Source organism: Pseudomonas sp. BMW13 (assembly GCF_013357275.1).
Taxonomy (GTDB): Bacteria; Pseudomonadota; Gammaproteobacteria; order Pseudomonadales; family Pseudomonadaceae; genus Aquipseudomonas; species Aquipseudomonas khazarica.
In genome coordinates, this window is sequence record NZ_SUKD01000025.1 from 40856 (window position 1) to 65161 (window position 24306).

The following is a 24306-nucleotide window of genomic DNA, read 5'->3' on the forward strand; positions in this document are numbered from 1 at the left end:
TTGTCCTCGATGGCTTTGCTTTCCCTCTCCGCGAGCCGGCGTGCTGCGCGTTGCCTGCAGCCGCTGCGCCGGCTCTGTGCGTCCGGCTGGTTGCGCGAGGCGGATGTCGATCTGGGCCTGCGTTTGCTGCACCCGGTGCTGCGCCTCAACCGTGTTTTCGCCCGGGTCGAGGCGCGCCGCTGGGTGGCCGACGACATGTTGGCGCTGCGCCTGCGTTGCAACGGCAACGCACGTGGCTGGCGCGCGGGCCAGCATGTCCAGCTGTACCTGGAGCAGAATGGCGTGCGCCACGGGCGCAGCTACAGCCTGACCTCGGTGTCGTCCGACGGGCAGGTCGAGGTGGCGATCAAGCGTCAGCCGGGCGGGCGCCTGTCCAACCGCGTGCTCGATCACCTGGCGGTCGGCGAGGTGATCGAACTGGGCCAGGCCGGTGGCGATTTCGTCTGGCCGGGCGAGTCGGGAGGCGTACTGCTACTGGCCGCTGGCAGCGGTATCACGCCGTTGCTGGGTTTGCTGCGCGATGCCCTTGCCCGTGGTTTCAAGGCGCCGCTGACGCTGTGGCACCAGGTGCGTCATCCGGGGCAGCAGGCCTTTGCCGGTGAGCTGCAGGCACTGGCCGAGCGGCATGGCAATTTCCGGGTGCACTGGGCCTTCAGTGCCGAGGCCGGTGGTCGGCTTGCCGCCGAACGGCTGGCCGCGTTGCCGGGCGAGCACCTGCTGGTCTGCGGCCCGCGTGGGTTCGTGGAGCAGGCCTGTGGCTGGTGGCACGAGGCGGGGCGAGGCGCGAGCGTGCAGGCGGAAAGCTTCAGTCCGCTGGCGGTTCAGGCTCCGGGGGAGGCTCGTCAGGTGTGGCTGACCTTCGCCCGCAGCGCCGTGCAGGCACAGGGCCTTACCGCGCGGAGTCTGCTGGAGCAGGCCGAGGCGGCGGGCCTGCGCCCGCAGCATGGTTGCCGCCAGGGCATCTGCACCCGTTGCACCTGCCAGCTGCTGGCCGGCACGGTGCGCGACCTGCGCACGGGCGAACTGTTCGCCGAACCCAATCAACCCATTCGTCTGTGTGTCAGTGCCCCGCATGGGGACGTGGAGATCGATCTGTGAGCGTGCGTCAGGATCGCGAGCTGAGCCTCGCCGAACTTGAGGCATTCGGCCAGGAGCTGGACAGCCTGCGCCGGCGAACCCTGGCCGACCTGGGCGAAGCCGACGCCCGCTACATCCGCCGGGTGCGCAGCGTCGTGCGCCTGTGCTGCTGGAGCGGTCGCGCGCTGCTGATGCTCGGCTGGTTCCCGCCGACCTGGCTGCTCGGCACCTTGCTGCTGGGCTTGGGCAAGATCCTCGAGAACATGGAGCTGGGCCATAACGTGATGCACGGCCAGTACGACTGGATGAACGATCCGGAATTCGCCGGCCGTCACTACGAGTGGGATATCGTCGGCCCGGCCGACTTCTGGCGGCACACCCACAACCATGTGCATCACACCTATACCAACGTGCTGGGCATGGACGATGACGTCGGTTACGGCGTGGTGCGCCTGTTTCCCGAGCAGCGCTGGAAACCCTTCTACCGCTGGCAGCCGCTGTGGGTGACCCTCCAGGCGTTGCTGTTCCAGTACGCGGTGGCGATTCAGCACCTGCGCCTGGACAAGCTGGTCAAGGGGCGTATCAGTGCGCAGGAGGTGCGCCCACTGGCGCGTCAGTTCGGCACCAAGCTGATGCGGCAATGGGGCAAGGACTACCTGCTGTTCCCACTGCTGGCGCTGCTGCTCGGTGCCAATGCCCTGGCCGTGCTGACGGGAAACCTGCTGGCCAACCTGCTGCGCAACCTGTGGACCTTCCTGGTGATCTTCTGCGGCCACTTCACCGAGCAGGCGGCGGTCTTCCCGCCCGAGGTGCTCGAACGGGAGACGCGCGGGCACTGGTACCTGCGCCAGCTGCGTGGCTCGAGCAATCTCTCCGGCGGGCCGCTGCTGCACATCCTCACCGGCAATCTGAGTCATCAGATCGAGCACCATCTGTTTCCGGACCTGCCGGCGCGGCGCTACGCCGAGCTCGCCCGTGAGGTGCGGCTGATCTGTGTGCGCTACGGCCAGCACTACAACTGCGGCAGCCTGTGGGCGCAGTTCGCCACGGTATTGCGACGCATCTGGATTTACCGCCTGCCACCTGCCGCCATGAGCGATCCGCAGGCGTAAAAAAGCCCGGCGTGCGCCGGGCTTGGGGGGTGTTGCCAGAGCACTCAGGCGGTGTACCCGCGCTGCTCGATCAGGCGATCGGAGCCGCCTTCGGCCAGCTGGACGCGTTGGCCGCCGGGGGTGCGATCATAGCCGCCTTCCACCAGCTGAAAGCGCTGGGCGCCGGGGGTACGGTCGGCGCCGTCTTCGGCCAGTTGCAGGCGTTGCATGCCCGGGGTGCGCTCGGCGCCATTCTCGGCCAGGGGCTCGATGGGTTGCTGCTGCACCTGGCTTTCCTTGGCTTCACCCACCAGCGGGAAGGGAGCGCTGCTGGAAGCAGCAAAGACGCTGGTGGTCATCAGGCTCAGGGCCAGGGCGGCGAGGGTCAGTTGGGTTTTCATGTCGATGTCTCCGCAGGGAGTAATAAGTGGCTTCGGAGTCAATTCTCGGAGACCAGGGCGCGGATAAGAACTTGACTGGCCTGATAGTGATCATCGATACCCTCAATACTTGGTTGCGGGGCTCTATCTCGGTGCATTCGGGTGTCGCCGCGGAGACGCTGCGCAGGTTTCGCAGGGCATCGCGCTGGTCGTCGCGCAGGCGTATGCTTGGCGGCCCTCGCGGGTCGTGCTCGATCCGTCCTCTCCAGTCGTTTCCGGAGGCAGCTCCAGCATGCTCGCGGCACAGGCCATTCTGCCGATCTTCGCTCTGATCGTTCTCGGCTACCTGCTGGGCTGGCGCCAGTGGCTCACCGCCGAGTCGGCGGCCGGCCTGGCCAACATCACCTTCAAGCTGTTCATGCCCACTCTGCTGTTCGCCGGCATCGCCAAGGCCCCGCTGGCGCAGGGCCTGTCGCCGGTATTGCTGCTGGCCTACTACGTGCCGGTGTTGCTGGTGTTCTTCCTGGTCAATCTGCTGGCGCACTGGCACCGGGGCACGGCAACGCCGCTGGGGCTGGTCGCCGCGTTCTCCAACAACGTGCTGGTGGGGATCCCGCTGATCGCTAGCCTGATGGGCAACGATGGCCTGCTCTACGTCTTCGCCATCCTGGTCTTCCACAGCCTCACGCTGTTTTCCCTGCAGAGTTTCTACGCGGCCTTCGGCAGCCATGAGCGGGTCGACGCCCGGGCGCTGTTGAAGAACCTGGCCAACCCGATGATCATCGGCCTGGCCCTGGGCGCCTTGCTCAACCTGTCCGGCCTGAGCGTGCCGGACAGCCTGTGGCGGGCGGTCACCTGGCTGGGCCAGGCTGCCTTGCCCTGCGCGCTGATCGTGCTCGGTGCCAGCCTGTCGCGCTATCGCCTGCGCCCGACCGCCGAGGCCTGGGGCGTGGCGCTGGTCAAGCTGCTGCTGTTTCCCGCACTGGTGTGGTGGTTCAGTGGGCAGTTGTCCGGCCTGAACGACACGGCGCGCAGCGTGCTGGTCTTGCTCGCGGCATGTCCCAGTGGCGTCAACGTGATGGCCTTTGCCCGCACGGCGCAGGACAGTCGCAGCGTCAGCGCGGCGATTTCCCTGTCCACCTTGCTGGCGGCGCTGTCCCTGCCACTGTGGATGCTGCTGGTGGGCTTCTAGGCAAAGCAGCCGGGCCCGCCGGCCAGCGTCGCCAGGCGCTCGGCTGGCTGCATCCGCCGCAGTCATCTATACCCTCTAGTTGTGATGGACGTCAGTGGGGATGGATGATGCTGGGCATGGTGTTCACCGAGTTTCTGGAGATGGTCGAGCAGCGCTTCTCGCCCGAGCTGGCCGACCAGATGCTGACGCAGACGACGCTCGCCAACGATGGCGCCTATACCGCGGTGGGCTACTACCCCTATGCAGAGATGCAGGCGCTGCTGGCGACGCTCTCCAGGCTGACCGGCAACAGCGTGCCGGCGCTGCTGCAGGACTATGGCGAGTACCTGTTCCGGCGTTTCGTCGAGCTGTATCCCGAGATGCTCGCGCACTGCCGTGACAGTTTCGACCTGCTCAGCCAGGTCGACGGCCACGTCCATCGCGAGGTGCACAAGCTCTATCCCCAGGCCCAGTTGCCGGTTTTCGAAACGCTGACCCACACCCCGGCCTGCCTGGTGCTGGAGTACCGCTCCAGCCGCGGCCTGGCCGATCTGGCCGAGGGGCTCATCCGTGGCTGCATCGAGCACTATGGCGAGCGCAATGGCGTTCAGCGCGTCGACCTGCCGGCGCGCGAGGGGCTCAGCGTCACCCGCTTCGAGATTTCCCGACCTTGAGCGAAGCACTCTGGCAGCGCCGTCTGGACCGTGAACGGCAAGCGCGCAAGACGGCCGAGCGGCTGCTGACCGATAAATCGCGGGAGCTGTATCAGACCACCGTCGATCTGCAGCAGGCGCTGGCCGCGTCGGAGAACCAGCGCCGGCTGCAGCTGGCGCTCTGGGGCAGCGGCGAGCTGATCTGGGAGTGGCACGCCGAGGACGACCTGATGCGCCTGCACCACTTCTCCAGCGAGCCGGGCGTGGCGCTCGAGGAGGCGCTGCTCTGGTCGGACTGGATCGCCCGCCTGCACCCGGATGACCGGGGCAACGCGCTGCAGGCCTGGGAGGCGCACCGCTGCGGGCGCTGCGAGTATTACGATCTGGAATTTCGCATGCGTCGCGAGCCCGAGCAGGGCTGGCTGTGGTTTCGCACCCAGGGCCGCGCCGTGGAGCGCGACGCGGATGGCCTGGCACGGCGCATCACCGGCACCTGCAAGGACATCAGTCGCCAGCATGAGGCCGAGGAGCATCTGCGCCTGCTGGCCGCCGCCTTCGCCAACAACCGTGATGCCAACGTGGTGCTGGCCAGTGACAGGCATGCGCTGCAGGCCAATGCGGCCTTTCTCGAACTGGTCGGCATCGGCGCCGGCGAGCTGCCTGATCTCGAGCTGGAGCGCCTGTTGCTCGATGCCGATGAGCAGTGCCCCTGGGACCACCTGTTCGCCACCGACCACTGGCAGGGCGAGCTGATCTGCCAGCGGCGCGATGGCCAGCGCATCCCGGTCGAACTGAGCAGCACCCTGGTGCGCGCCCGTGACCGCCAGGCGCGGCACCTGGTGCTGTCGCTGCGCGATATCAGCGAGCGGCGGCGGGCGGCCGATCATCTGCGCCATCTGGCGCGTCTCGACGTGCTGACCCAGCTGCCCAATCGTCTGCAGTTCCAGGAGCGCCTGCAGCGCGCGTTGCAGCATCAGCATGACGATCGCTGCCTGGCGCTGCTGTTCGTCGACCTGGACGACTTCAAGCAGGTCAACGATGCCTTCGGCCACGACGTCGGCGATGCGCTGCTGCAGCAGGTCGCCACGCGCCTGGTGCGTTCCCTGCGCCAGCGCGATCTGGTGGCGCGCTGGGGCGGCGACGAATTCGTCGTGCTGCTGGAGCTGCATTGCCACGACGAGGTGGTGCTGGTCGCCGACAAACTGATCAAGGCGCTCAACGAACCCATGGAGCTGGCCGGCCACGTGCTCACGGCCACGCCCAGCATCGGCATCGCCCTGGCTCCCGAGCATGGCAACGAGGCTGGCGAGCTGTTGCGTCACGCCGATGCCGCGATGTACGTGGCCAAGCGTGAAGGGCGCAATCAGTACGCGCTGTACCGGCCGGAACTCAGCGAACAGCTGCTGCACCGCGTCAAGCTCGCCAACCTGCTGCGCAGTGCCCTGGAGCAGCATGAGCTGAGTCTGGCCCTGCAGCCGAAGATCGGCATGGACGGCCGGCAGATCGTGGGCGCCGAGGCGCTGCTGCGCTGGGACACCGCCGCCTTTGGCCGGGTGCCGCCGGATGTGTTCATTCCCATCGCCGAGGAACTGGGGCTGATCGTCCCGATCGGCCACTGGCTGGTGCGCGAGGCGGCGACGCTGCTCGATGACTGGCATGCGCGCGGCTGGCCGCTGACGCTGGCGATCAACCTGTCCGCGCGGCAGTTGCATGACGAGGCGCTGCTGCCGGTACTCTGCGAGAGCATGCAGCGCAGTGGCGCCTCGCCCGCTGCGCTGGAGCTGGAGGTTACCGAGTCCATCCTGCTGGCGGATGCCGACTTCGCCAGGGCGCGCCTGCAGGCGTTGCGTGACGCGGGCTTCCGCATCGCGCTCGATGACTTCGGCACCGGCTATTCATCCCTCGGCTACCTCAAGGACCTGCCGCTGGACCGGGTCAAGATCGACCGCAGTTTCATCTCGGACCTCGAACAGTCGCCACGCGGGCGCGCGCTGCTCTCGTCCATCGCCGGGTTGTGCCGCGCGCTGTCGCTGCAGACCACGGCCGAAGGGGTCGAGACTGCCGCGCAGCTGACCCTGGTGGAGGCCGAGGGCATCGACGAGGTCCAGGGTTATTTCTACTACCCGCCGTTGACCGTCGAGGCCTTCAACCAGCTGCTGGAAAGCAAGCTCGGCGCGCAGGGCGCGCCCGGTGCCAACGGCTGAGTGCGCTAGAGCGGGGAGGTGCCGAGCACCTGGCTGAACCGCAGCAGGTAGCCGTCCGGATCCTGAATCATCAGCTGGCGCACGCTGAGCCGATGATCATCGACGCGGTAGCTCAGGGTTTCTGCGGGCAGGCGCAGGGGGACGCCGTGTTCCAGCAGCCTCTGCTGCAGCGGCTGCAGGTCGCTGACGCTGATCTGCAAGTTGATGCCGCGCCCCAGGGGGCGCTCGAGCGGCCTTACCGTCCACGGATCGTCCTGCGGCGCATCCGGGTCGATCTGCTCCAGCATCAGCGCCGCCTCGCCCAGGGCGATGGCGGCGAAGCCGGCCTCAGGGCGTTCGAAGAGCAGGCGGAAACCCAGCGTCTGCAGGTAGAACGCCAGACTGCCCGGCAGGTCGCTGACCAGCAGTTCGGGCGTCAGTGCGGGCAGCGCTGCGCCGTTCATTCCTGCTGCTGTGCGGCCTGCAGGGCTTGCAGGGCAGGGGCGGCGTAGATGCCTGCCTCCACGGCCAGCGCCATCACCCTGGGCAGGTCGTTGGCGTACACCAGCACGGCCTGCAGCTCGTCATCCAGCGGTTCGCTGAAATCCACCAGCACGTAGCCACCGGTTTCCGGCGACAGGGCGGAGAGCTGCACCTGGATGCGGTTGAGCGCCTTGAGCGGCTCGGTCTTGGCCAGTTGCTTGGCCTTGAGCACGAACTGCACCTGCGGGCCGAACGACTCGGTGATGCGCTGGAACAGCTCTTCGTAGCTGTCAGCCTGGAACAGCACGGTCTCTGGCAGGCTACCGACCACTACCCACTCGCCCAGCGGGATGGGAAATTCGTCGTCGTAGTTGATGTCCGGGTTGGCCGCGAGAAAGGCGGCGGGGTCGGCATAGGCCTGCGCGGCCTCGTCGGCGATGCGGACGATCTCGTCCTCGGCCAGGCAGCCGGAGCTTATCTTGCCGATCAGTTCTTCCAGCTGGGCTTTCATCAGGTGATTCCTTGGTCGTTCGATTGGGCGGCAAGCATAACCCAGAGCCCGTCCCGCGAGGCGTGGCCGAACAGGACGGTTGCCCTAGCCGTAGCGCTTCTTGGCCTCGATGGCCAGGCCGCTGCCGATGCTGCCGAAGGTGTTGCCCTCCACGCTGCGCGCGTTGGGCAGCATCGCCGCCACGCTCTGGCGCAGGGCCGGCACGCCGCTGGAGCCGCCGGTGAAGAACAGCGTGTCGACCTGGTCGGCGCTGACGCCGGCATCGGCCAGCAACTGCGTGAGGCTGGCGCGGATGCGTTCGAGCAGCGGCTCGATGGCGCTTTCGAACAGTGCACGGGTCAGCTCGGCGACCAGGCCCGGCTCGACGCGCGACAGGTCGATGGGGCGCGAGTCCTCTTCGCTGAGGGCGATCTTGCTCTCTTCCACCTGCATCGCCAGCCAGTGTCCGGCGCGCTGCTCGATCAGGCCGAACAGGCGATCGATGCCGGTGGCGTCGACGATGTCGTAGCGCATGTTCTGCAGCGCCAGCTGGGTCTTCTGCGCGTACAGGGCGTTGATGGTGTGCCAGGTGGCCAGGTTGAGGTGGTAGCTGGTCGGCATGAAGGCATCGCTCTTCATCCGGCTGCCGTAGCCGAACAGCGGCATCACCCCGGCCAGCGACAGTTGCTTGTCGAAGTCGGTACCGCCGATGTGTACGCCGCCGGTGGCGAGGATGTCGGCCTGACGCTCGGCCAGCTGATGGCGCTCCGGTGCCAGACGGACCAGGGAGAAGTCGGAGGTACCACCGCCGATGTCGACGATCAGCACCAGCTCCTCACGCGCCAGGCTCGACTCGTAGTCGAATGCCGCAGCGATCGGCTCGTACTGGAACGACACCTCCTTGAAACCGAGCTTGTGCGCCACGGCCACCAGGGTGTTCTGCGCCTCCTGATCGGCAGCCGGGTCGTCGTCGACGAAGAACACCGGGCGACCCAGCACCACCTCCTCGAAGGGGCGCTCGGCCTGGGCCTCGGCGCGTGCCTTCAGTTCGCCGATGAAGAAACCGAGCAGGTCCTTGAACGGCAGGGCGCTGCCCAGCACGGTGGTTTCGCTTTTCAGCAGCTTGGAGCCCAGCAGGCTCTTCAGCGAGCGCATCAGGCGGCCTTCATAGCCTTCGAGGTATTCGTGCAGGGCCAGGCGGCCATAGACCGGGCGGCGTTCTTCGGTGTTGAAGAAGATGACCGAGGGCAGGGTGATCTTGCCGTCTTCCAGGGCCAGCAGGCTGTCCTGGCCGGGACGCAGCCAGCCGACGGTGGAGTTGGAAGTGCCGAAGTCGATGCCGCAGGCGCGGGCGGGGGTAGAGAAGGACATGGAACGCAGAGCCTGAAAGTGACCGGGAAGAGGTATGACGCCGCATCGCGACGACCCGGAAGGCAGCCGCCGCGACGGCGGGCCTGAAAAACGGCCGCGTATTCTATGTCAGCCTCGCCGATGCGGCGAGTCGGCGATCAGCTCGCCTTGCGCCGCTCCTGCCACTGCGTCCATTCGAAGCCCAGCACCACCAGCAGCGACAGGGCGAACGGCAGCAGCAGGTAGAAGACGCGGAACACGATCAGCGCCGCCAGCACGTCGGCAGCGGGGATCTCCGGCAGTGCGGCGAGGAAGGTCACTTCCAGCACGCCGAGCCCGCCGGGGGCATGGGACAGCAGGGCCAGGGAGAAGGAGGCGAGGAACACGCCGAGCACCACCAGATAGCCGGGGTGGTTGTCCGCCGGCAGGGCGAAGTAGATGATCGCCGCCGCGCAGAGCAGCTCCAGCGGGCCGGCCAGCAACTGGCGGCTGACGATGCGCAGACGCGGATATTCGACATGCACCTTGCCCAGCGTCCAGGGCTTGAACTGGCGCCAGGAGCCGAGCACGTACAGAGCGACCACGCCCAGCAGCAGGCTGCCGATGATCACCGACACCAGCGGCGTGATCCTGGCGACGCGGTGAATGAGTTCGGGTTGCGCGATCAGCACGCAGCCACTGGCGAGCAGTGTGCCCAGCACGAAGGTGAAGGAGCAGAAGACGATGAGCACGCCGATTTCCTGGGGTGTCAGGCCCTTGCTGCTGTAGGCGCGATAACGCACCACCGCGCCGGAGAACACCGAGGCACCGATGTTGTGGGCCAGCGCGTAGGTGGTGAAGGAGCACAGGGTGATGAAGCGCCAGGGAATCTGCTTGCCCAGGTGCGCGACGGCGATGCGGTCATACCAGGCCAGTGCCCAGTAGGCGCCCAGGGTGGCCACGGCGGCCAGCGCCCAGTTCAGGTGGGAAATCGCTTCGAGGCTGCCCTTGATCTCGTCCAGGGAAATGGTGCGCAGTTCGCGGTAGAGCAGGACACCAGACAACACCACGGCGCAGAGCCCGATCAGGGTCCAGATCAGATCGCTGCGTTTCAGCTTGGGTTTGGCTTCTACGACGGACACCGGTATTCCTCGTTCGCTAGGCCTCGGATGAGGGCCGCATGCCTCGTTCGAGGCTGCTGTTGGTCGACCCAGGGGCCGTATGGCTGCCGTAACGGTCGGGCCGTGATGGCATGGCGCGCTGCGCAGTATCGGCGAGCGGCCCTGTGCACTCAACTGGCAAGCGGGCAGAGCGCCCGGCCGCTGTGGCAGCGCTCATGGCCAGGCCAGGGTGAGCGCCGCCAGCACCATGTAGCGGCCTGCCTTGGCCAGCGTGACGATGATCAGGAAGGTCCACAGGCGTTCACGCATCACACCTGCGACCAGGGTCAGCGGGTCGCCGATCACCGGCATCCAGCTCAGCAGCAGCGACCAGCGCCCATAGCGCGCGTACCAGGCCTGAGCCTGCTGCAGGCGGGCCGGGCTGACCGGGAACCAGCGCCGGTGCCGATAGTGCTCGATGGAGCGCCCCAGCAGCCAGTTGATCCATGAGCCCAGCACGTTGCCCAGCGTCGCCACCAGCAGCAGGGCCCAGGCAGGATGTTCGCCCGCCAGCAGCAGGGCGACCAGAACCGCCTCGGACTGAAGCGGCAACAGCGTCGCCGCACCGAGAGCGGAGAGGAACAGGGCCGGGTAGGCGGAGAGACCGAGCATGCTCAGCAAGGCCGGCGCACGGGCCAGCCTGCTCCCGGGCTTACGACTCCTGGCCGGTGTTGGCCATGATCTCTTCCAGGCTCAGCCCGGTCAGGCCATGAATGGTTTTCCACAGGTAGTAGAAGATGGCCATCAGCATGATCATCGAGGGAATGGCGATCATCGGGTAGCTGAGCAGTGTCATGCGCCCCAGTTCGTCATTGAAGGCCTCGGTGCCGGCGGGGCTGGTGACGATCCACTTGGCCAGCACGTAGTTCATGAACGAGGAAAAGAAGAAGGTGCCGCTGAGCCAGTAGGTGGCGCGCAGCAGGCGGGTCTCGAAGTGTTCGACGTGGCCGCCCTGCTCCAGGCGCTCATGGATCTTGTCGACGTTGAGCACCGTCTTGTTGAACAGCAGGGTGCGAATCAGCGGGTAGCGCGTGCGCGTGGAAACCAGCACGGCGATGCCGATCAGGCCCGGAATGGCAGCCTCCTTCACGGCCAGCCACTGGGTATCCAGATGCAGCAGGCCGATGCCGCCGGTCAGCGCTACGCTGATCAGACCGAGCAGGGCGATGAAGTTGAATTTGCGGTACTTGATCAGCTCGAACGCCCCCCAGCCCAGCGGGAATGCCAGGGCGAGCAACAGCGCGCCATCGGCCCCCAGGCGGTGTTCGCCGCTCAGTTTCATCAGGATGAACGAAGGGATCAGGATACTGATGGCCAGGTCGATCAACGGGCGGGGCTTGTGCGTCGGGGTGGGGCTGTCGATGGTGGTGGTCATGGTAGCTGGAGTCTGCGACGGAACCCGGATGATCGCCTGCCTGAGGCGTCAGGGCTAGTCCGACCGTCGGTTTGGAAGGTTAAAAAGTATGAGCCGACAGCTTCGCGACAGGGGCATGAGGTCAACGCCTGATGCTAAAGTGATGGCAATGGCTGGGAGTCGAACATGCCAAGAGTCCTTTCTTTCGTTTGCCTGCTGCTGACAGCCGCCCTCCTGCTCCCGGCGATGGCCATGGCGCGCGACTGCATCGGTCTGATACCGGCCAGCACCTCGGCCTTCTGGACGGACCTGGAGGCGGGCGCACGTCGCAGCGCCGATGATCTGCAGATGGATATCTACACGCGAGCCCCGACCAACGAGGGCAGCGTCGACGTGCAGCTGCAACTGATCGAGCGCGTCCTCGCGCATGGCTGCAAGGCCCTGATCATCGCGCCGGCCGGCGACGCCATCGATGCGCGTGTCGTCGCCCTGCGCGAGCAGGGCATCCCCACGGTCTACGTCGATCGCAGCGTCGCCGGCGAAGGGGCCTATGCGCTGGTCGCCACGGACAATTTCCTCGCCGGTCAGCTGGCTGGGCAGCAGTTGGCCGAGCAGCTGGGCGCCGGCAAGCGGGTGGCGCTGCTGCGCCTGCAGCCGGGGTTGCAGTCGACCCAGGAGCGCGAGCGCGGCTTCCTGCTGGCGGCCCATGCCGCGGGCCTGCAGGTGGTCTTCGATGATTACCTGGGCGCTGACCGACAGCGCATGGTCGCGGCGCTGACGCGCATGATGCCGGAGCTGGATGGCCTGTTCAGCCCCAACGGCAGCAGCACCCGTGCGGCCCTGGCGGCATTGCGGCAGATGGGCAGGGCGGGCCAGGTGGCCTTCGTCGGCTTCGACGGTGGCGAGCTGTTGTTCGATGCCCTGCACGACGGGCAGCTCCAGGCGCTGCTGTTGCAGCAGCCGCAGGCCATGGGGGATCACGCGGTGCGCCTGGTGCAGCGCGCGCTCAGCGGTGAACGCGCGGCCACGCCGCTGCAACTGTTGCTGGAGCCGCAGGTGATGACGGTGACCGCGCCAGGAGGTTCTTGGTGAGAGCGGGGACGGGTGTTTATCATCGCCTGACCGATCGCCCTGAAATCGCTGCAGGGCCCGATCCAGATGGTGGTGTGCAATGAATCCGACGTTCAAGGCCTGTGTCGTGACGCTGCTCTGCAGTGTCTGCACCTGGCTGTCTGCCGCCGAACTGCAGCTCTATACCGAGGACTATCGACCCTTCAGCTATCTCGAGGATGGCAAGCCGAGCGGCATGGCCGTCGCGGTGGTCGAGGAACTGATCCGCCGTACCGGCGAGCCGGCGCGTATCGAGTTGGTGCCCTGGACGCGTGGCTACCACCAGGTTCGCCAGCAGGCGAACGCAGCGATCTTCTCCACTGTCCGCACGGCCCAGCGAGAGGCCGATTTCCAGTGGGTCGGGCCGATCGCCCACGGCCATACGCGCTTCTACACGCTCAAGGAGGCCGGGCTGCGGGTCGCCAACCTCGACGATGTGCGTCGCCTCGGCACCCTGGCGGTGCCCAAGCGCTGGTACAGCTACGAGCTGCTGGCCGAGCAGAAACTGGACAACCTGTACGGTGTGTCGACCCCCCAGGACATGCTGCGCCTGTTCCGCCATGGCCGGGTCAAGCTGCTGCTGGCCAACAACCTGACGCTCAATGGCATGCTCGCCGAGCAGGGCATGAGGCCCTGTCAGTTGCAGGAACAGTTCGACCTGATGGCCAACGACTCCTACATCGCCTTTTCCCGGCGCACCCAGGCTGCCCGTGTCGCACGTTGGCAGCGGGCGCTGCAGGAAATGCGGCATGACGGTAGTCTGGAGCGCATCTATCGACACTGGTTTCCCGAGGCCGATGAGCAGGCCCTGGCCGACCTGCTGAGTGTCGAGTGATGGGCTGCGCTGAGTGCCCGGCCGCAGGCGGGAGGGAGGAATGAAGCTGGTGAGGTGGCTGTCGTGCGTTTGCCTGGCGATGCTGTGCAGCCCTGCGCTGGCAGAGTTGCAGCTGCTCACCGAAGACACCCCGCCCATGAGCTTCATGCGCGACGGCGAGGTCAGCGGCTTCTCCGTCGAGGTGGTCCGGGCCCTGCTGGCGCGCACCGGCGACAGCGGAAAAATCGAACTGATGCCCTGGACCCGCGCCTTCTACCTCGCCCAGCAGCAGGCGGACATCGCCCTGTTCTCCACCGTGCGCACCCCGGAGCGTGAGGGCAAGTTTCTCTGGGTCGGCCCCATCGTGGTCGGGACGACCAGCTTCTACTCGCTCAGGTCGCGCAACCTGGTCATCGACGACCTGCAGCAGGCCGCCGCGAGCGGGCCGCTCGCCCTGCCCAAGCAGTGGTACACCTTCGAGACGCTCAGCGCGCGTGGTTTCGACAACCTCTACGGGGTGTCCACGCCGAAGCAGATGATGACCATGCTCAAGCATGGGCGGGTCAAGCTGATCGCCACCGAGGACCTGACCCTGGCTGGCGAGCTGGCCACCGTCGACCTGAAGCCTCAGGACGTCACCGCCCATGTGCCGTTCATGCGTTCGGCCTACTACATCGCCTTCTCGCCGCAGACCTCGGTGGTGCGCGTGGCGCGCTGGCAGCGTGCGCTGCGGCAGATGCACGAGGATGGCAGTCTCGCCGCCATTCTCCGGCGCTGGCTGCCGCACGCACCGATGCCGCCGGTCGAACCGTAGCGGGCGCTGTCTCGACTGGTTAACCTGAGCGCTGCAACCCGTAGCGAGTCCGATCATGCCGCGTCGTCTTCCCCCGCTTGCCCTGTCCCGCCGCGCCGAGTTGTTCGCGCACCTGCATGCCATGGAGCAGGCTGGGGTACCCGTCGATCGAGCGCTGGCCAGCCTGAACCTGGGGACGCGGCACGAGCCGGCGCTGCAGCGCCTGCGCCAGATGGTCGGCGCAGGCCGTGATCTGGCGAGTTCCGGCCAGCTGAGTGGCGTGTTCACGCCATTGGAAAGCAGCCTGCTGCGGGCGGCCCAGGAGGCAGGCGCGCTGGCGCATATCCACCAGCAGCTGGCGCAGCGCTACGAGGAGCAGGCGCGCCAGGCCAGGGAACTGCGTTCCCGCCTGTTGATGCCGGTGGGTGTGCTGTTGCTGGCACTGCTGGTCAAACCCCTGCCGGCGCTGGTCGCCGGCAGCCTGGGTGTCGGCGGCTACCTGCTGGCCGTGCTGCTGCCGTTGCTCTGGCTGCTGGCCGTGCTGTTCGTCGTGCGCCTGGCGTGGCAGCGTCTGCAGCGCCGTCGCACGGAACGCCCAGGCCCGCTCGACGACCTGCTGCTGGCGCTGCCAGTGCTCGGCAGCCTGCTGCGCCGGGCGGATATCCGCAATTTCTGCGACAGCCTCGGCCTGTTGCTGGAGGCGGGGATGCCGGCGCTCGATGCCTTGCCACGTGCCTGCAGCGCCGTGAGCAACCCGCGCTTGCGGCGGGATTTCGCCAGCCTGGCGCCTCGCGTCGCGGCGGGGCAGTCGCTGGTACGTGCCTTCGATGGCCTGTCCTTCGCCGGCAAATCAATGCTGATCGGCGTGCTCAACACGGGCGAGGCGACAGGCCGGCCGGGAGAGGCGCTGCTGCGGTTCGCGCGCATGCAGGCGCAGCAGCTGGCTTCGCAGCAGCAGATGCTGGCGACCTGGCTGCCGCGCCTGTTCTACCTCGGCGTCGCCGGCTGGATGGCCTACGGGCTGCTGACCGGCGGAGGTTTCTTCCCGACGCTGCCGGCGGAGCTGGCTGGCCGGTAATTTGCTGGTCATTGGCCAGGCGGGCCTGGCTGAAAGCTGGCAGCAAGTGCCTTGCGCTAGCATTCGTCACGTCTACGCCATTACTAAAAAGAGAAAAAAGCGATTCAACCGACTTTGGAATACGCCCCATGCCCATCCTGCAACGTGCATCCCATCATGAGTTACGCAGCGCCTTTCGTGCCCTGCTGGCTTCCGACCGCTGCTACCACACCGCCTCGGTCTTCGATCCCATGTCCGCCCGCATCGCCGCCGACCTCGATTTCGAGGTCGGCATCCTCGGCGGCTCCGTCGCCTCGCTTCAGGTGCTGGGCGCCCCGGACTTCGCGCTGATCACCCTCAGCGAGTTCGTCGAGCAGGCCGCGCGCATCGGTCGCGTGTCGCGCCTGCCGGTGATCGCCGACGCCGACCACGGCTACGGCAATGCGCTCAATGTCATGCGTACGGTGGTCGAGCTGGAACGCGCCGGCGTCGCCGCGCTGACCATCGAGGACACCCTGCTGCCGGCCCAGTTCGGACGCAAGTCCACCGACCTGATCTCTATCGAGGAAGGGGTCGGCAAGATCCTCGCGGCGCTCGAGGCGCGTGTCGATCCGGACCTGGCGATCATCGCCCGGACCCACGCTGGCGTACTGGAGGTGGACGAGGTGATCCGCCGTACCCGCGCCTACGAAGCCGCTGGCGCCGACGGCATCTGCCTGGTGGGCGTGAAGGACTTCGCCCATCTGGAGCAGATCGCTGCGGGCCTCAAGGTGCCGCTGATGCTGGTCACCTACGGCAACCCGGAGCTGCGTGACAACCAGCGCCTGGCGCGCCTGGGCGTGCGTATCGTGGTCAACGGCCACGCTGCCTACTTCGCCGCGATCAAGGCCACCTACGACTGCCTGCGCGAGCAGCGCGGTGCCCAGCCTTGCGACCTCAACGCCACCGAGCTGACGCACAAGTACACCATGCCCGAGGACTATATCGTCTGGGCCAAGGAGTTCATGGAAGTCCGCGAGTAGCCCTGCCGATGGGCTGCGCTTGCACTTCGGGTTCACCGGGCGCATATCTGTGCGGTGAACTACAGGAGGCTGAGCATGGCCAGTGGCTGGGCGAACGACGACGCGGTACAGGAGCAGATCGACAGCAGCATCGAGGACGCCGTTGCGCGTGCCCGTAGCCAGCTGCCGAAGGGCGAGAGCCTGCGTCATTGCGAGGCGTGCGACGCGCTCATTCCCGAAGCGCGCCGCCAGGCGATTCCCGGCGTGCGCCTGTGCGTGACGTGCCAGGCCGAGCATGACCGCGAGAACGCCGCGTTCACCGGCTACAACCGGCGCGGCAGCAAGGATAGCCAGCTGCGTTGAACGAATGCGGCACCTCTCGGCGTGTCGAGGGTCTAGTTCTACTACGACCATCACTCAGGAAGAGGTGCCTGCATGACGATTTTCGAAGCGCTGCGACTCAGCCATGACCTTCAGCGCGAGCTTGCGCAGAAGCTGGTCGCCACCCACGGGGACAGCTCCGAACGCCACGCCCTGTTCGCCCAGCTCAAGCAGGAGCTGGCCGTGCATTCGGTGGCCGAGGAGCGCCATTTCTACATTCCCCTGATGCAGCAGGATGCCGGCGTCGACCTGTCGCGCCATGCGATTGCCGAGCATCACCAGATGGATGAAATGATCGAGGACCTGGAGGCGACCGACCCCAGCAGCCCCAGCTGGCTGGCACAGGCCAAGGCCCTGGCGGACAAGGTCGAACATCACCTCCGGGAAGAGGAACGCACCTTCTTCCAGATGGCCGGCAAGCTGCTGCGCGAACGGCAGAAGGAGCAACTGGCAGGTGATTACCTGAGCGCCTACGACGAGATGAAACAGGCCTCCTGAATCGGCCCGCCGGACAGGTTGCCGCCGCCCTGCTGGCTGCTCAGCGTGAGCGCTGGCAGAGCACCAGCAGTGTGAAGGCCAGGCCGAGCAGACCGCACAGCAGTGGCTCTGCCCAGAGCGCGCCAAAGGCTTCCAGCCTCGCGCTGGGCGCGGGTTTTTCGGCGAGATAGAGCACCTGCACGGCTTCGCCTTCCTCGTAGCCGAAGATCAGCCCGCCTTGTGGATAGCTGTGCTGCCGACCCTGTTCATCGGTAAAGCTGATCTGCGGGTGCGAGCCGCCAGCATTGAGCGCTACCACCTGGCCCGGCGCACGCTTCGCCTCGTCGAGAAAGGCGAGCGTATCCAGGTAGCTGTACAGGGTGGCGGTCAGCAGCAGAAGGCCGATGCCGAGAAACAGCGCGGATTTGAATCGGTGCATCCGTTGCGTCCTGTCATCCGTGAAAGAGCGCGCAGGTTAGCGAGGTTGCGTCCGGGTGGCCGTGATGTCGCTCACGCAGGCAGCGGGCGGATGCGCTCCGCCCGACTGTCCGTTCAGAACAGGAAGTAACGCTGCGCCATTGGCAGCACCTCGGCCGGTTCGCACCAGAGCAACTGGCCGTCGGCCTTGACCTGGTAGTTCTGCGCGTCGACCTCGATGCTCGGCAGGTAGCCGTTGTGGATCAGGTCGGTCTTCTGCACCTCGCGGCAGCCTTTGACCACGCCGATCTGCTTCTGCAAACCAAGCTGCTGCGGCACGCCGGCGTCGAATGCCGCCTGGCTGATGAAGGTGATGCTGGTGGCGTGGCGGCTGCCGGCATAGCTGGCGAACATCGGCCGGTAGTGCACCGGTTGCGGCGTCGGGATCGAGGCGTTGGCGTCGCCCATCAGGCTGGCGGCGATGGCTCCGCCCTTGAGGATCAGCGTCGGTTTCACCCCGAAGAAGGCCGGGCGCCAGAGCACCAGGTCGGCCCACTTGCCGACTTCGATGGAGCCGACCTCGTGGCTGATACCGTGGGTGATCGCCGGGTTGATGGTGTACTTGGCGATGTAGCGCTTGGCGCGGAAGTTGTCGTTGCCCGGGGCATCCTCGGGCAACGGGCCGCGCTGCTGTTTCATCTTGTCGGCGGTCTGCCAGGTACGGGTGATCACTTCGCCGACACGGCCCATGGCCTGGCTGTCGGAGCTGATCATGCTGAACGCGCCGAGGTCATGCAGGATGTCTTCGGCGGCGATGGTCTCGCGGCGAATGCGGCTTTCGGCGAAGGCCACGTCCTCGGCGATGCTCGGGTCGAGGTGGTGGCAGACCATGAGCATGTCCAGGTGCTCGTCGATGGTGTTCCTGGTGAACGGCCGGGTCGGGTTGGTCGAAGATGGCAGCACGTTGGGGAAGCCGCAGGCCTTGATGATGTCCGGCGCGTGGCCGCCACCGGCACCCTCGGTGTGGTAGGTGTGGATGGTGCGGCCCTTGAAGGCGCCGAGTGTGGTTTCGACGAAACCCGACTCGTTCAGGGTGTCGGTGTGGATCGCCACCTGCACGTCGTACTGGTCGGCCACGCTCAGGCAGTTGTCGATGGCCGCCGGGGTGGTGCCCCAGTCTTCGTGCAGCTTGAGACCGATGGCGCCGGCCTTGACCTGTTCGATCAGCGGCTCCGGCAGCGAGGCGTTGCCCTTGCCGGTGAAGCCGAGGTTCATCGGGAAGGCATCGGCGGCCTGCAGCATGCGCGCCATGTGCCAGGGGCCCGAGGTGCAGGTGGTGGCGTTGGTACCGGTGGCCGGCCCGGTGCCGCCACCGATCATGGTGGTGACGCCACTCATCAGCGCTTCTTCGATCTGCTGCGGGCAGATGAAGTGGATGTGGGTGTCGATGCCGCCGGCGGTGAGGATCATGCCTTCCCCGGCGATCACCTCGGTACCGGCGCCGATGGCGATGCTCACATCGGGTTGGATGTCCGGGTTGCCGGCCTTGCCGATCGCGGCGATACGCCCGTCCTTGAGGCCGACGTCGGCCTTGACGATGCCCCAGTGGTCGATGATCAGCGCGTTGGTGATCAGGGTGTCGACCACATCGGCGGCGCACAGCTGGCCCTGGCCCATGCCGTCGCGGATCACCTTGCCACCGCCGAACTTCACTTCTTCACCGTAGGTGGTGAAGTCCTTCTCCACTTCGATCCACAGGTCGGTATCGGCCAGGCGCACCTTGTCGCCGACGGTGGGGCCGAACATGTCGGCGTAGGCTTGTCTGCTGATTTTCATATTCGCTTCCCTTGTGGTGCGAAGGCTGGCGCGTGTTTGTCTTTCTGTCTGTCAGGGCATGAGGCACTGCGGTTCTTCTGCAGGAGCGGCTTTAGCCGCGATAGCGGTTTCGCGGCTAAAGCCGCTCCTACAAACCTCACCTCAATCCAGGTCGCCCATCACGCGCCCGGCGAAGCCGAACACGCGGCGTGCGCCGCTCAGCTCGACCAGTTCCACCTCGCGGCTCTGCCCCGGCTCGAAGCGCACCGCCGTGCCGGCCGGAATGTTCAGGCGCATGCCGCGCGTCGCCGCGCGGTCGAACAGCAGCGCATCGTTGGTTTCGAAGAAGTGGTAGTGCGAGCCGACCTGCACGGGACGGTCGCCACTGTTGGCCACGGACAGGGTCAGGGTGCGGCGACCGGCATTGAGCTCGATCTCGCCGTCGGCAATCTGGTATTCGCCGGGAATCATCAGGTGCTCACTCCAGAATCAGTTGCATGAAGGTCAGGTCCAGCCAGCGCCCGAACTTGCGGCCGACCTGGGGCATCTGCCCCGTGGTGACGAAGCCGAGGCGCTGGTGCAGGCGGATCGAGGCGCTGTTCTCGGACTCGATGGCAGCGACCATGACGTGCAGGTCGGCGGCGCGGGCGCGCTCGATCAGCGCCTGCATCAGGGCCGGGCCAAGGCCACGGCCACGCTGGTCGGCGCGCACGTAGACCGAATGCTCGACGGTCTGACGAAAGCCCTCGATGCTGCGCCAGGTGCCATAGCTGGCATAGCCGAGCACCTCGTCGTCGGCGTCGCGCGCCACCAGCACGGGAAAGCCGCTGGCTGTGCGCTCGGCCAGCCAGGCACGTCGGTTGGCCAGGTCCACCAGCGTTTCGTTCCAGATCGCCGTGGTGAACTCCACCGCGTCGTTGTATATGGCCAGGATGCCGGGCAGGTCGGCTTCGCTGGCGTCCACGATCGAGTAACTCATGCTCAGGCGATCGGCTGGTGGACGGTGACCAGTTTGGTACCGTCGGGGAAGGTGGCTTCGATCTGGATTTCCGGGATCATCTCCGGCACGCCTTCCATCACCTGGTCGCGGCTCAGCAGGGTGGTGCCGAAATGCATCAGCTCGGCGACGGTCTGCCCATCGCGCGCGCCTTCGAGCAGCGCCGCGGAGATGTAGGCCATGGCCTCCGGGTAGTTCAGCTTCACCCCCCGGGCCAAGCGACGCTCGGCCACCAGGCCGGCGGTGAAGATCAGCAGCTTGTCTTTCTCTCTTGGCGATAGGTCCATGAGAACTCCAGTCAGATGGCGTGGCAGGGCAGCCCTGCGTGGCGAAAGTGGTGGGTGGCCAGCGATGGCTGAATGTTCATCCGCTCAGGTACTCCAGATCCGTGGCGGCACGGCTTCGCGGCCGAGCAGCGCTGGTCGCAGCAGGCGCCACAGGGCGATCAGCCAGGCGCGGGCCTTGAGCGCTTCGCTGGCCAGGCAGCGTGCGATCAACAGCCCGGACAACTGGCTGAGATCGCCACGTACGCCCGCGACCTGCACTTCACGGCAGCGCTCCAGCAGCTCGCCGGGCACCTCGCCGCTGACCAGCAGGGTGGCGAATACCGGTTGGCCATCGAGGCCGAGCGGCGAGTCGAGCAGGCCGTCGTCGCCCGTGACCCGCTGGCGCTCGTGCCACAGCAGCTTGCCGTCGCGGCGGATGTCCAGTGCGGCCTGGAAATGGCCGCTGCTGAAGCGCTCGTCGGCGGCCGGGCGGCCGAGGGCGATGATGTCCCAGTAGAACAGCCGGGCATCGCCCTGCAGCTCGATCTGCGTGTGCAGCTCGGCCTGGGCGCCGGCATAGAGGATGGTTTCCTGCGGCAGCCACTCCAGGGTGGCGCCGGCCGCGACGCTCAGGCGCAGGTCCTGGCGGGCCACCTCGCTGGCGCGATACCACTTGGCTGCACCCGGGCTGGTGAGCTGCACCCAGGTGTTCTCCCCGGCATCTGCCGAGATGTCCAGGCGGTCGCCGCCGGCGATGCCGCCGGGCGGGTGCACGATGATGTGCTGGCAGACCTGCGGCCCTTCGGCATACAGGTGCTTCTGCACCCTAAGTGGGCCGAGGTGGCGCCTCTGCACCGGGGTGGTGCGCTCGCCATGGCGTGCGTAGGCCAGTTCCAGTTCGGCGGGCCAGCTTGGCGTGAACAGGGCTGCAGGCAGATTCATGGTGGGGCAGGGATTCCACTCGATAGTTGACCGAGTGGGCAAGCAAGAGGCGTGCCCTGAACCAATTCGGTGCGCCGTTGCGGGCGCCGGCCTGAAGTGGTCGGCGCCGGGCGGGTCAGTCGCGATCCACGGCGAAGGACGACCAGGCCTGACGGCTTGGCATGATTTCCAGGCGGTTGATGTTGATGTGCGCGGGCAGGGTGGCCACGTAGAAGATCTGCTCGGCGATGTCCTCGGCGCTGAGCGGCGTGGTGGTGCTGTACAGTGCGTCGGAAGCAGCCTGGTTGCCCTTGGTGCGGACCAGGGTGAACTCGGTTTCGGCCATGCCGGGTGCGATGTCGGTGACGCGCACGCCGGTGCTGACCAGATCGCAGCGCAGGTTGAAACCGAACTGTTTGACGAAGGCCTTGGTGGCGCCGTACACGTGGCCGCCCGGGTAGGGCCACTCGCCGGCGACCGAGCCGATGTTGATGATGCTGGTGCCCTTGCCGGTTTCCAGCAACAGCGGCAGTACGGCATGGGTGACGTTGACCAGGCCGGTGACGTTGGTGTCGATCATGGTGTGCCAGTCCTGCAGGGCCACCTTCTGCGCCGGTTCGGGGGCCAGGGCCAGGCCGGCGTTGTTGAGCAGCACGGTGACCTTGCGGAAGGCCTCCGGCAGGGCATCGACCATTCCTTGCACGGCCTCTGCGTCACGCACGTCGAGGGTGGCGATATGCACGGGAACCTTGGCTGCCAGTTCGTTCCGCAGCGCCTGCAAGCGCTCCTCGCGGCGGCCGGAAAGTACCAGCGACCAGCCGGCCTCGGCGAAACGGCGGGCGGCGGCGCGACCGAAGCCGGAGGTGGCGCCGGTGATGAAGATCACGTTGCTCATGGGGTGTCCTGTGCAGGTTCTGGAGTGGAGGGTGACGCGGCGCTGCCCCGGCAGTCGGGGCTTGGCGTGGGGCGAGGCGCACACGGCGTTCGCCACTGGCCCCGGTTACCGGGGCGGGCGGCCTCGGGCCGCTGCGGTGGGCGCCTGGAGGCCCGTCGGTAAGGGCAGGCCGGTACTGTCGCACAGATGATGCCGCGGTGTCAGGCGTCGCTGCGCACCGCCCGCGACCTGCCTCAGATCGCCACCAAGCCGCGTACGCCCTCGGCTTCCATGTTCTCGCCACGGCCCTGCTGGACGATCTCGCCACGGCTCATCACCAGGTACTGGTCGGCCAGTTCGGCGGCGAAGTCGTAGAACTGCTCGACCAGCAGGATGGCCATGTCGCCGCGCTCGGCCAGTTTGCGGATCACCGCGCCGATTTCCTTGATCACCGAGGGCTGGATACCCTCGGTGGGTTCGTCGAGGATCAGCAGGCGTGGCTGGCTGGCCAGGGCACGGCCGATGGCCAGCTGTTGCTGCTGGCCGCCGGAGAGGTCGCCGCCACGCCGCTGCTTCATCTCGCGCAGCACCGGGAACAGCTCGTAGATGAATTCCGGGACGACCTTGGCCTGGCTGCCGGGAAACCGCGACAGGCCCATCAGCAGGTTCTCTTCCACGGTCAGGCGGCCGAAGATCTCGCGTCCCTGTGGAACGTAGGCGATGCCGGCGTGCACCCGCTGGTGCGGCTTGAAGCCGGTGATGGCCTTGCCTTCCCATTGCACGCTGCCGTCCTTGGCCGGGATCAGGCCCATCAGGCACTTGAGCAGGGTGGTCTTGCCCACGCCGTTGCGGCCGAGCAGGCAGGTGACCTCGCCGACCTTCACGTCGAACGACAGCCCGCGCAGGATGTGGCTGCCGCCGTAGTACTGATGCAGTTGTTGGACTTGGAGCATGATTCAATTCCTCGTTCTTGGCGCTGCAAGCTTCAAGCTGCAAGCCACACGTAAAAGCGGCTTGAGGCTTGCAGCTTGTAGCTGGCGCGTCAGCGCCCCAGATAAACCTCGATCACCCGCTCGTCGTTCTGCACCTGCTCCAGCGAGCCTTCGGCCAGCACGCTGCCCTGGTGCAACACGGTGACGTGGTCGGCGATCGAGCCGACGAAGCCCATGTCGTGTTCCACCACCATCAGCGAGTGCTTGCGCGCCAGTGACTTGAACAGCTCGGCGGTGAACTCGGTCTCGGCGTCGGTCATGCCGGCCACCGGTTCATCGAGCAGCAGCAGATGCGGCTCCTGCATCAGCAGCATGCCAATCTCGAGGAACTGCTTCTGGCCATGCGACAGCAGGCCGGCCGGGCGGTGGCGCGAACTTTCCAGGCGGATGGTGGTGAGCACGTCTTCGATGCGGTCCTTCTGTTCGCCGCTGAGCCTGGCGCGCAGGCTGGCCCACACCGACTTGTTGGCCTTCTGCGCCAGCTCCAGGTTCTCGAACACCGACAGTGCCTCGAATACCGTGGGTTTCTGGAACTTGCGGCCGATGCCGGCCTGGGCGATCTCCACCTCGCTCATGGCGGTCAGGTCGTACTGTTCGCCGAAGTAGGCCACGCCGTTGTCCGGGCGGGTCTTGCCGGTGATCACGTCCATCATGGTGGTCTTGCCGGCGCCGTTGGGGCCGATGATGCAGCGCAGCTCGCCGACACCGATGTACAGGGTCAGGTCGGTCAGCGCACGAAAGCCATCGAAGCTGACGTTGATGTCTTCCAGGGTGAGGATGGTGCCGTGACGGACATTGACGCCCTTGCCGACGGTCTTGCCGGTGTCCAGCGACAGGCCGGTGGGGTCGAAAGCGGCTTCGAGCATGGTTTCGGGTACCGGAGTAGCTCTCATTGATCCTTCTCCGTGGAGGTCGTCAGGAGCGCGTCGCGAGCATTTTCAGCTGCAAGGCGCGAGGCGCGCAGCGACGAAGCAGTACGAGTGGGTACGCTGAGGAGCGGGCACCGCGCAACGCCGCAGA

28 protein-coding genes are annotated in these 24306 nt (G+C 66.7%); 12 read left to right on the plus strand and 16 right to left on the minus strand.

Annotation, left to right across the window (positions count from 1 at the left end; translation table 11 throughout):
• Positions 1-9 precede the first annotated feature (9 nt).
• Positions 10-1098 (plus strand): ferredoxin reductase, encoded by a 1089-nt coding sequence (locus E4487_RS18720; protein ID WP_175254090.1) that lies wholly within the window; start codon positions 10-12, stop codon positions 1096-1098.
• Positions 1056-2189, plus strand: coding sequence for a fatty acid desaturase (locus E4487_RS18725; protein ID WP_175254091.1), 1134 nt, complete (start codon positions 1056-1058; stop codon positions 2187-2189). Before E4487_RS18720 ends, E4487_RS18725 begins: the two co-directional genes overlap by 43 nt.
• Before the next feature lie 44 nt (positions 2190-2233).
• On the opposite strand, the gene E4487_RS18730 is transcribed toward E4487_RS18725, so the two are convergent.
• A complete protein-coding gene (locus tag E4487_RS18730) occupies positions 2234-2569 on the minus strand; it encodes a hypothetical protein (protein ID WP_175254092.1) in 336 nt (111 codons plus the stop codon).
• Positions 2570-2840: 271 nt separating this feature from the next.
• Here E4487_RS18730 and E4487_RS18735 point away from each other — a divergent pair, with 271 nt between their 5' ends.
• From E4487_RS18735 to E4487_RS18745, 3 genes are all read left to right on the plus strand, one after another.
• Entirely contained in the window at positions 2841-3740 is a 900-nt protein-coding gene (locus E4487_RS18735; protein ID WP_175254093.1) for an AEC family transporter, read from the plus strand.
• Between the two features lie 107 nt (positions 3741-3847).
• A complete protein-coding gene (locus E4487_RS18740) occupies positions 3848-4393 on the plus strand; it encodes a heme NO-binding domain-containing protein (RefSeq protein ID WP_175254094.1) in 546 nt (181 codons plus the stop codon).
• On the plus strand, positions 4390-6576 hold the full coding sequence (locus E4487_RS18745; protein WP_175254095.1) for a bifunctional diguanylate cyclase/phosphodiesterase: 2187 nt from the start codon (positions 4390-4392) through the stop codon (positions 6574-6576). The genes E4487_RS18740 and E4487_RS18745 overlap by 4 nt, the downstream gene beginning before the upstream one ends.
• A 5-nt stretch (positions 6577-6581) precedes the next feature.
• Here E4487_RS18745 and E4487_RS18750 read toward each other — a convergent pair whose 3' ends face one another.
• The 6 genes from E4487_RS18750 to E4487_RS18775 all read right to left on the minus strand — a co-directional run bounded on the left by E4487_RS18750 (position 6582) and on the right by E4487_RS18775 (position 11392).
• Positions 6582-7019: a VOC family protein gene (locus E4487_RS18750; RefSeq protein ID WP_037052493.1), complete on the minus strand. Its 438-nt coding sequence runs from the start codon at positions 7017-7019 to the stop codon at positions 6582-6584.
• Positions 7016-7549, minus strand: coding sequence for a hypothetical protein (locus E4487_RS18755; RefSeq protein WP_175254096.1), 534 nt, complete (start codon positions 7547-7549; stop codon positions 7016-7018). Before E4487_RS18755 ends, E4487_RS18750 begins: the two co-directional genes overlap by 4 nt.
• Positions 7550-7633: 84 nt before the next feature.
• A complete protein-coding gene (locus tag E4487_RS18760) occupies positions 7634-8899 on the minus strand; it encodes an Hsp70 family protein (RefSeq protein WP_037052496.1) in 1266 nt (421 codons plus the stop codon).
• Positions 8900-9036: 137 nt separating this feature from the next.
• The gene (locus tag E4487_RS18765; protein WP_037052497.1) at positions 9037-9999 is read right to left on the minus strand and encodes a lysylphosphatidylglycerol synthase domain-containing protein; all 963 of its coding nucleotides are present in this window, start codon (positions 9997-9999) and stop codon (positions 9037-9039) included.
• Positions 10000-10191: 192 nt separating this feature from the next.
• Entirely contained in the window at positions 10192-10629 is a 438-nt protein-coding gene (locus E4487_RS18770) for a YqaA family protein (RefSeq protein WP_037052499.1), read from the minus strand.
• Between the two features lie 40 nt (positions 10630-10669).
• Complete coding sequence (locus E4487_RS18775) at positions 10670-11392, minus strand: VC0807 family protein (protein ID WP_037052502.1); 723 nt, start codon at positions 11390-11392, stop codon at positions 10670-10672.
• 165 nt (positions 11393-11557) lie between these two features.
• Between E4487_RS18775 and E4487_RS18780 the strand changes: the two genes are divergently transcribed.
• The 7 genes from E4487_RS18780 (at position 11558) to E4487_RS18810 (ending at position 17025) form a co-directional block, all read left to right on the plus strand.
• Positions 11558-12463 (plus strand): substrate-binding domain-containing protein, encoded by a 906-nt coding sequence (locus tag E4487_RS18780; protein WP_150607937.1) that lies wholly within the window; start codon positions 11558-11560, stop codon positions 12461-12463.
• Positions 12464-12542: 79 nt separating this feature from the next.
• On the plus strand, positions 12543-13316 hold the full coding sequence (locus tag E4487_RS18785) for an ABC transporter substrate-binding protein (RefSeq protein ID WP_175254097.1): 774 nt from the start codon (positions 12543-12545) through the stop codon (positions 13314-13316).
• A 40-nt stretch (positions 13317-13356) separates the two neighbouring features.
• Positions 13357-14109, plus strand: coding sequence for an ABC transporter substrate-binding protein (locus tag E4487_RS18790; protein ID WP_037052509.1), 753 nt, complete (start codon positions 13357-13359; stop codon positions 14107-14109).
• Positions 14110-14164: 55 nt separating this feature from the next.
• Positions 14165-15166 (plus strand): type II secretion system F family protein, encoded by a 1002-nt coding sequence (locus E4487_RS18795; protein WP_175254098.1) that lies wholly within the window; start codon positions 14165-14167, stop codon positions 15164-15166.
• Between the two features lie 137 nt (positions 15167-15303).
• On the plus strand, positions 15304-16167 hold the full coding sequence (locus tag E4487_RS18800; RefSeq protein ID WP_037052663.1) for an oxaloacetate decarboxylase: 864 nt from the start codon (positions 15304-15306) through the stop codon (positions 16165-16167).
• Positions 16168-16242: 75 nt separating this feature from the next.
• The gene (locus E4487_RS18805) at positions 16243-16509 is read left to right on the plus strand and encodes a DksA/TraR family C4-type zinc finger protein (protein ID WP_037052517.1); all 267 of its coding nucleotides are present in this window, start codon (positions 16243-16245) and stop codon (positions 16507-16509) included.
• A 72-nt stretch (positions 16510-16581) separates the two neighbouring features.
• Entirely contained in the window at positions 16582-17025 is a 444-nt protein-coding gene (locus tag E4487_RS18810) for a hemerythrin domain-containing protein (RefSeq protein WP_037052521.1), read from the plus strand.
• 40 nt (positions 17026-17065) lie between these two features.
• Here the strand turns inward: E4487_RS18810 and E4487_RS18815 are convergent, their stop codons facing one another.
• The 9 genes from E4487_RS18815 to urtD all read right to left on the minus strand — a co-directional run bounded on the left by E4487_RS18815 (position 17066) and on the right by urtD (position 24179).
• Complete coding sequence (locus tag E4487_RS18815) at positions 17066-17443, minus strand: DUF3592 domain-containing protein (protein ID WP_175254099.1); 378 nt, start codon at positions 17441-17443, stop codon at positions 17066-17068.
• Positions 17444-17556: 113 nt separating this feature from the next.
• On the minus strand, positions 17557-19257 hold the full coding sequence (gene ureC, locus E4487_RS18820) for an urease subunit alpha (RefSeq protein ID WP_175254100.1): 1701 nt from the start codon (positions 19255-19257) through the stop codon (positions 17557-17559).
• Positions 19258-19398: 141 nt separating this feature from the next.
• Positions 19399-19707 carry an urease subunit beta gene (locus E4487_RS18825; protein ID WP_037052530.1) on the minus strand — a complete coding sequence of 103 codons (309 nt, stop codon included), beginning with the start codon at positions 19705-19707 and terminating at the stop codon, positions 19399-19401.
• Between the two features lie 7 nt (positions 19708-19714).
• Positions 19715-20215: a GNAT family N-acetyltransferase gene (locus E4487_RS18830; RefSeq protein ID WP_175254101.1), complete on the minus strand. Its 501-nt coding sequence runs from the start codon at positions 20213-20215 to the stop codon at positions 19715-19717.
• Between the two features lie 2 nt (positions 20216-20217).
• The gene (gene ureA / locus E4487_RS18835) at positions 20218-20520 is read right to left on the minus strand and encodes an urease subunit gamma (protein ID WP_017678731.1); all 303 of its coding nucleotides are present in this window, start codon (positions 20518-20520) and stop codon (positions 20218-20220) included.
• Positions 20521-20604: 84 nt separating this feature from the next.
• Positions 20605-21441: an urease accessory protein UreD gene (locus E4487_RS18840; protein ID WP_175254102.1), complete on the minus strand. Its 837-nt coding sequence runs from the start codon at positions 21439-21441 to the stop codon at positions 20605-20607.
• Between the two features lie 115 nt (positions 21442-21556).
• Complete coding sequence (locus E4487_RS18845) at positions 21557-22315, minus strand: SDR family NAD(P)-dependent oxidoreductase (RefSeq protein ID WP_175254103.1); 759 nt, start codon at positions 22313-22315, stop codon at positions 21557-21559.
• 233 nt (positions 22316-22548) lie between these two features.
• Positions 22549-23247 (minus strand): urea ABC transporter ATP-binding subunit UrtE, encoded by a 699-nt coding sequence (gene urtE / locus E4487_RS18850; RefSeq protein ID WP_037052544.1) that lies wholly within the window; start codon positions 23245-23247, stop codon positions 22549-22551.
• 89 nt (positions 23248-23336) lie between these two features.
• Entirely contained in the window at positions 23337-24179 is an 843-nt protein-coding gene (gene urtD, locus E4487_RS18855) for an urea ABC transporter ATP-binding protein UrtD (protein WP_175254104.1), read from the minus strand.
• Positions 24180-24306 lie beyond the last annotated feature (127 nt).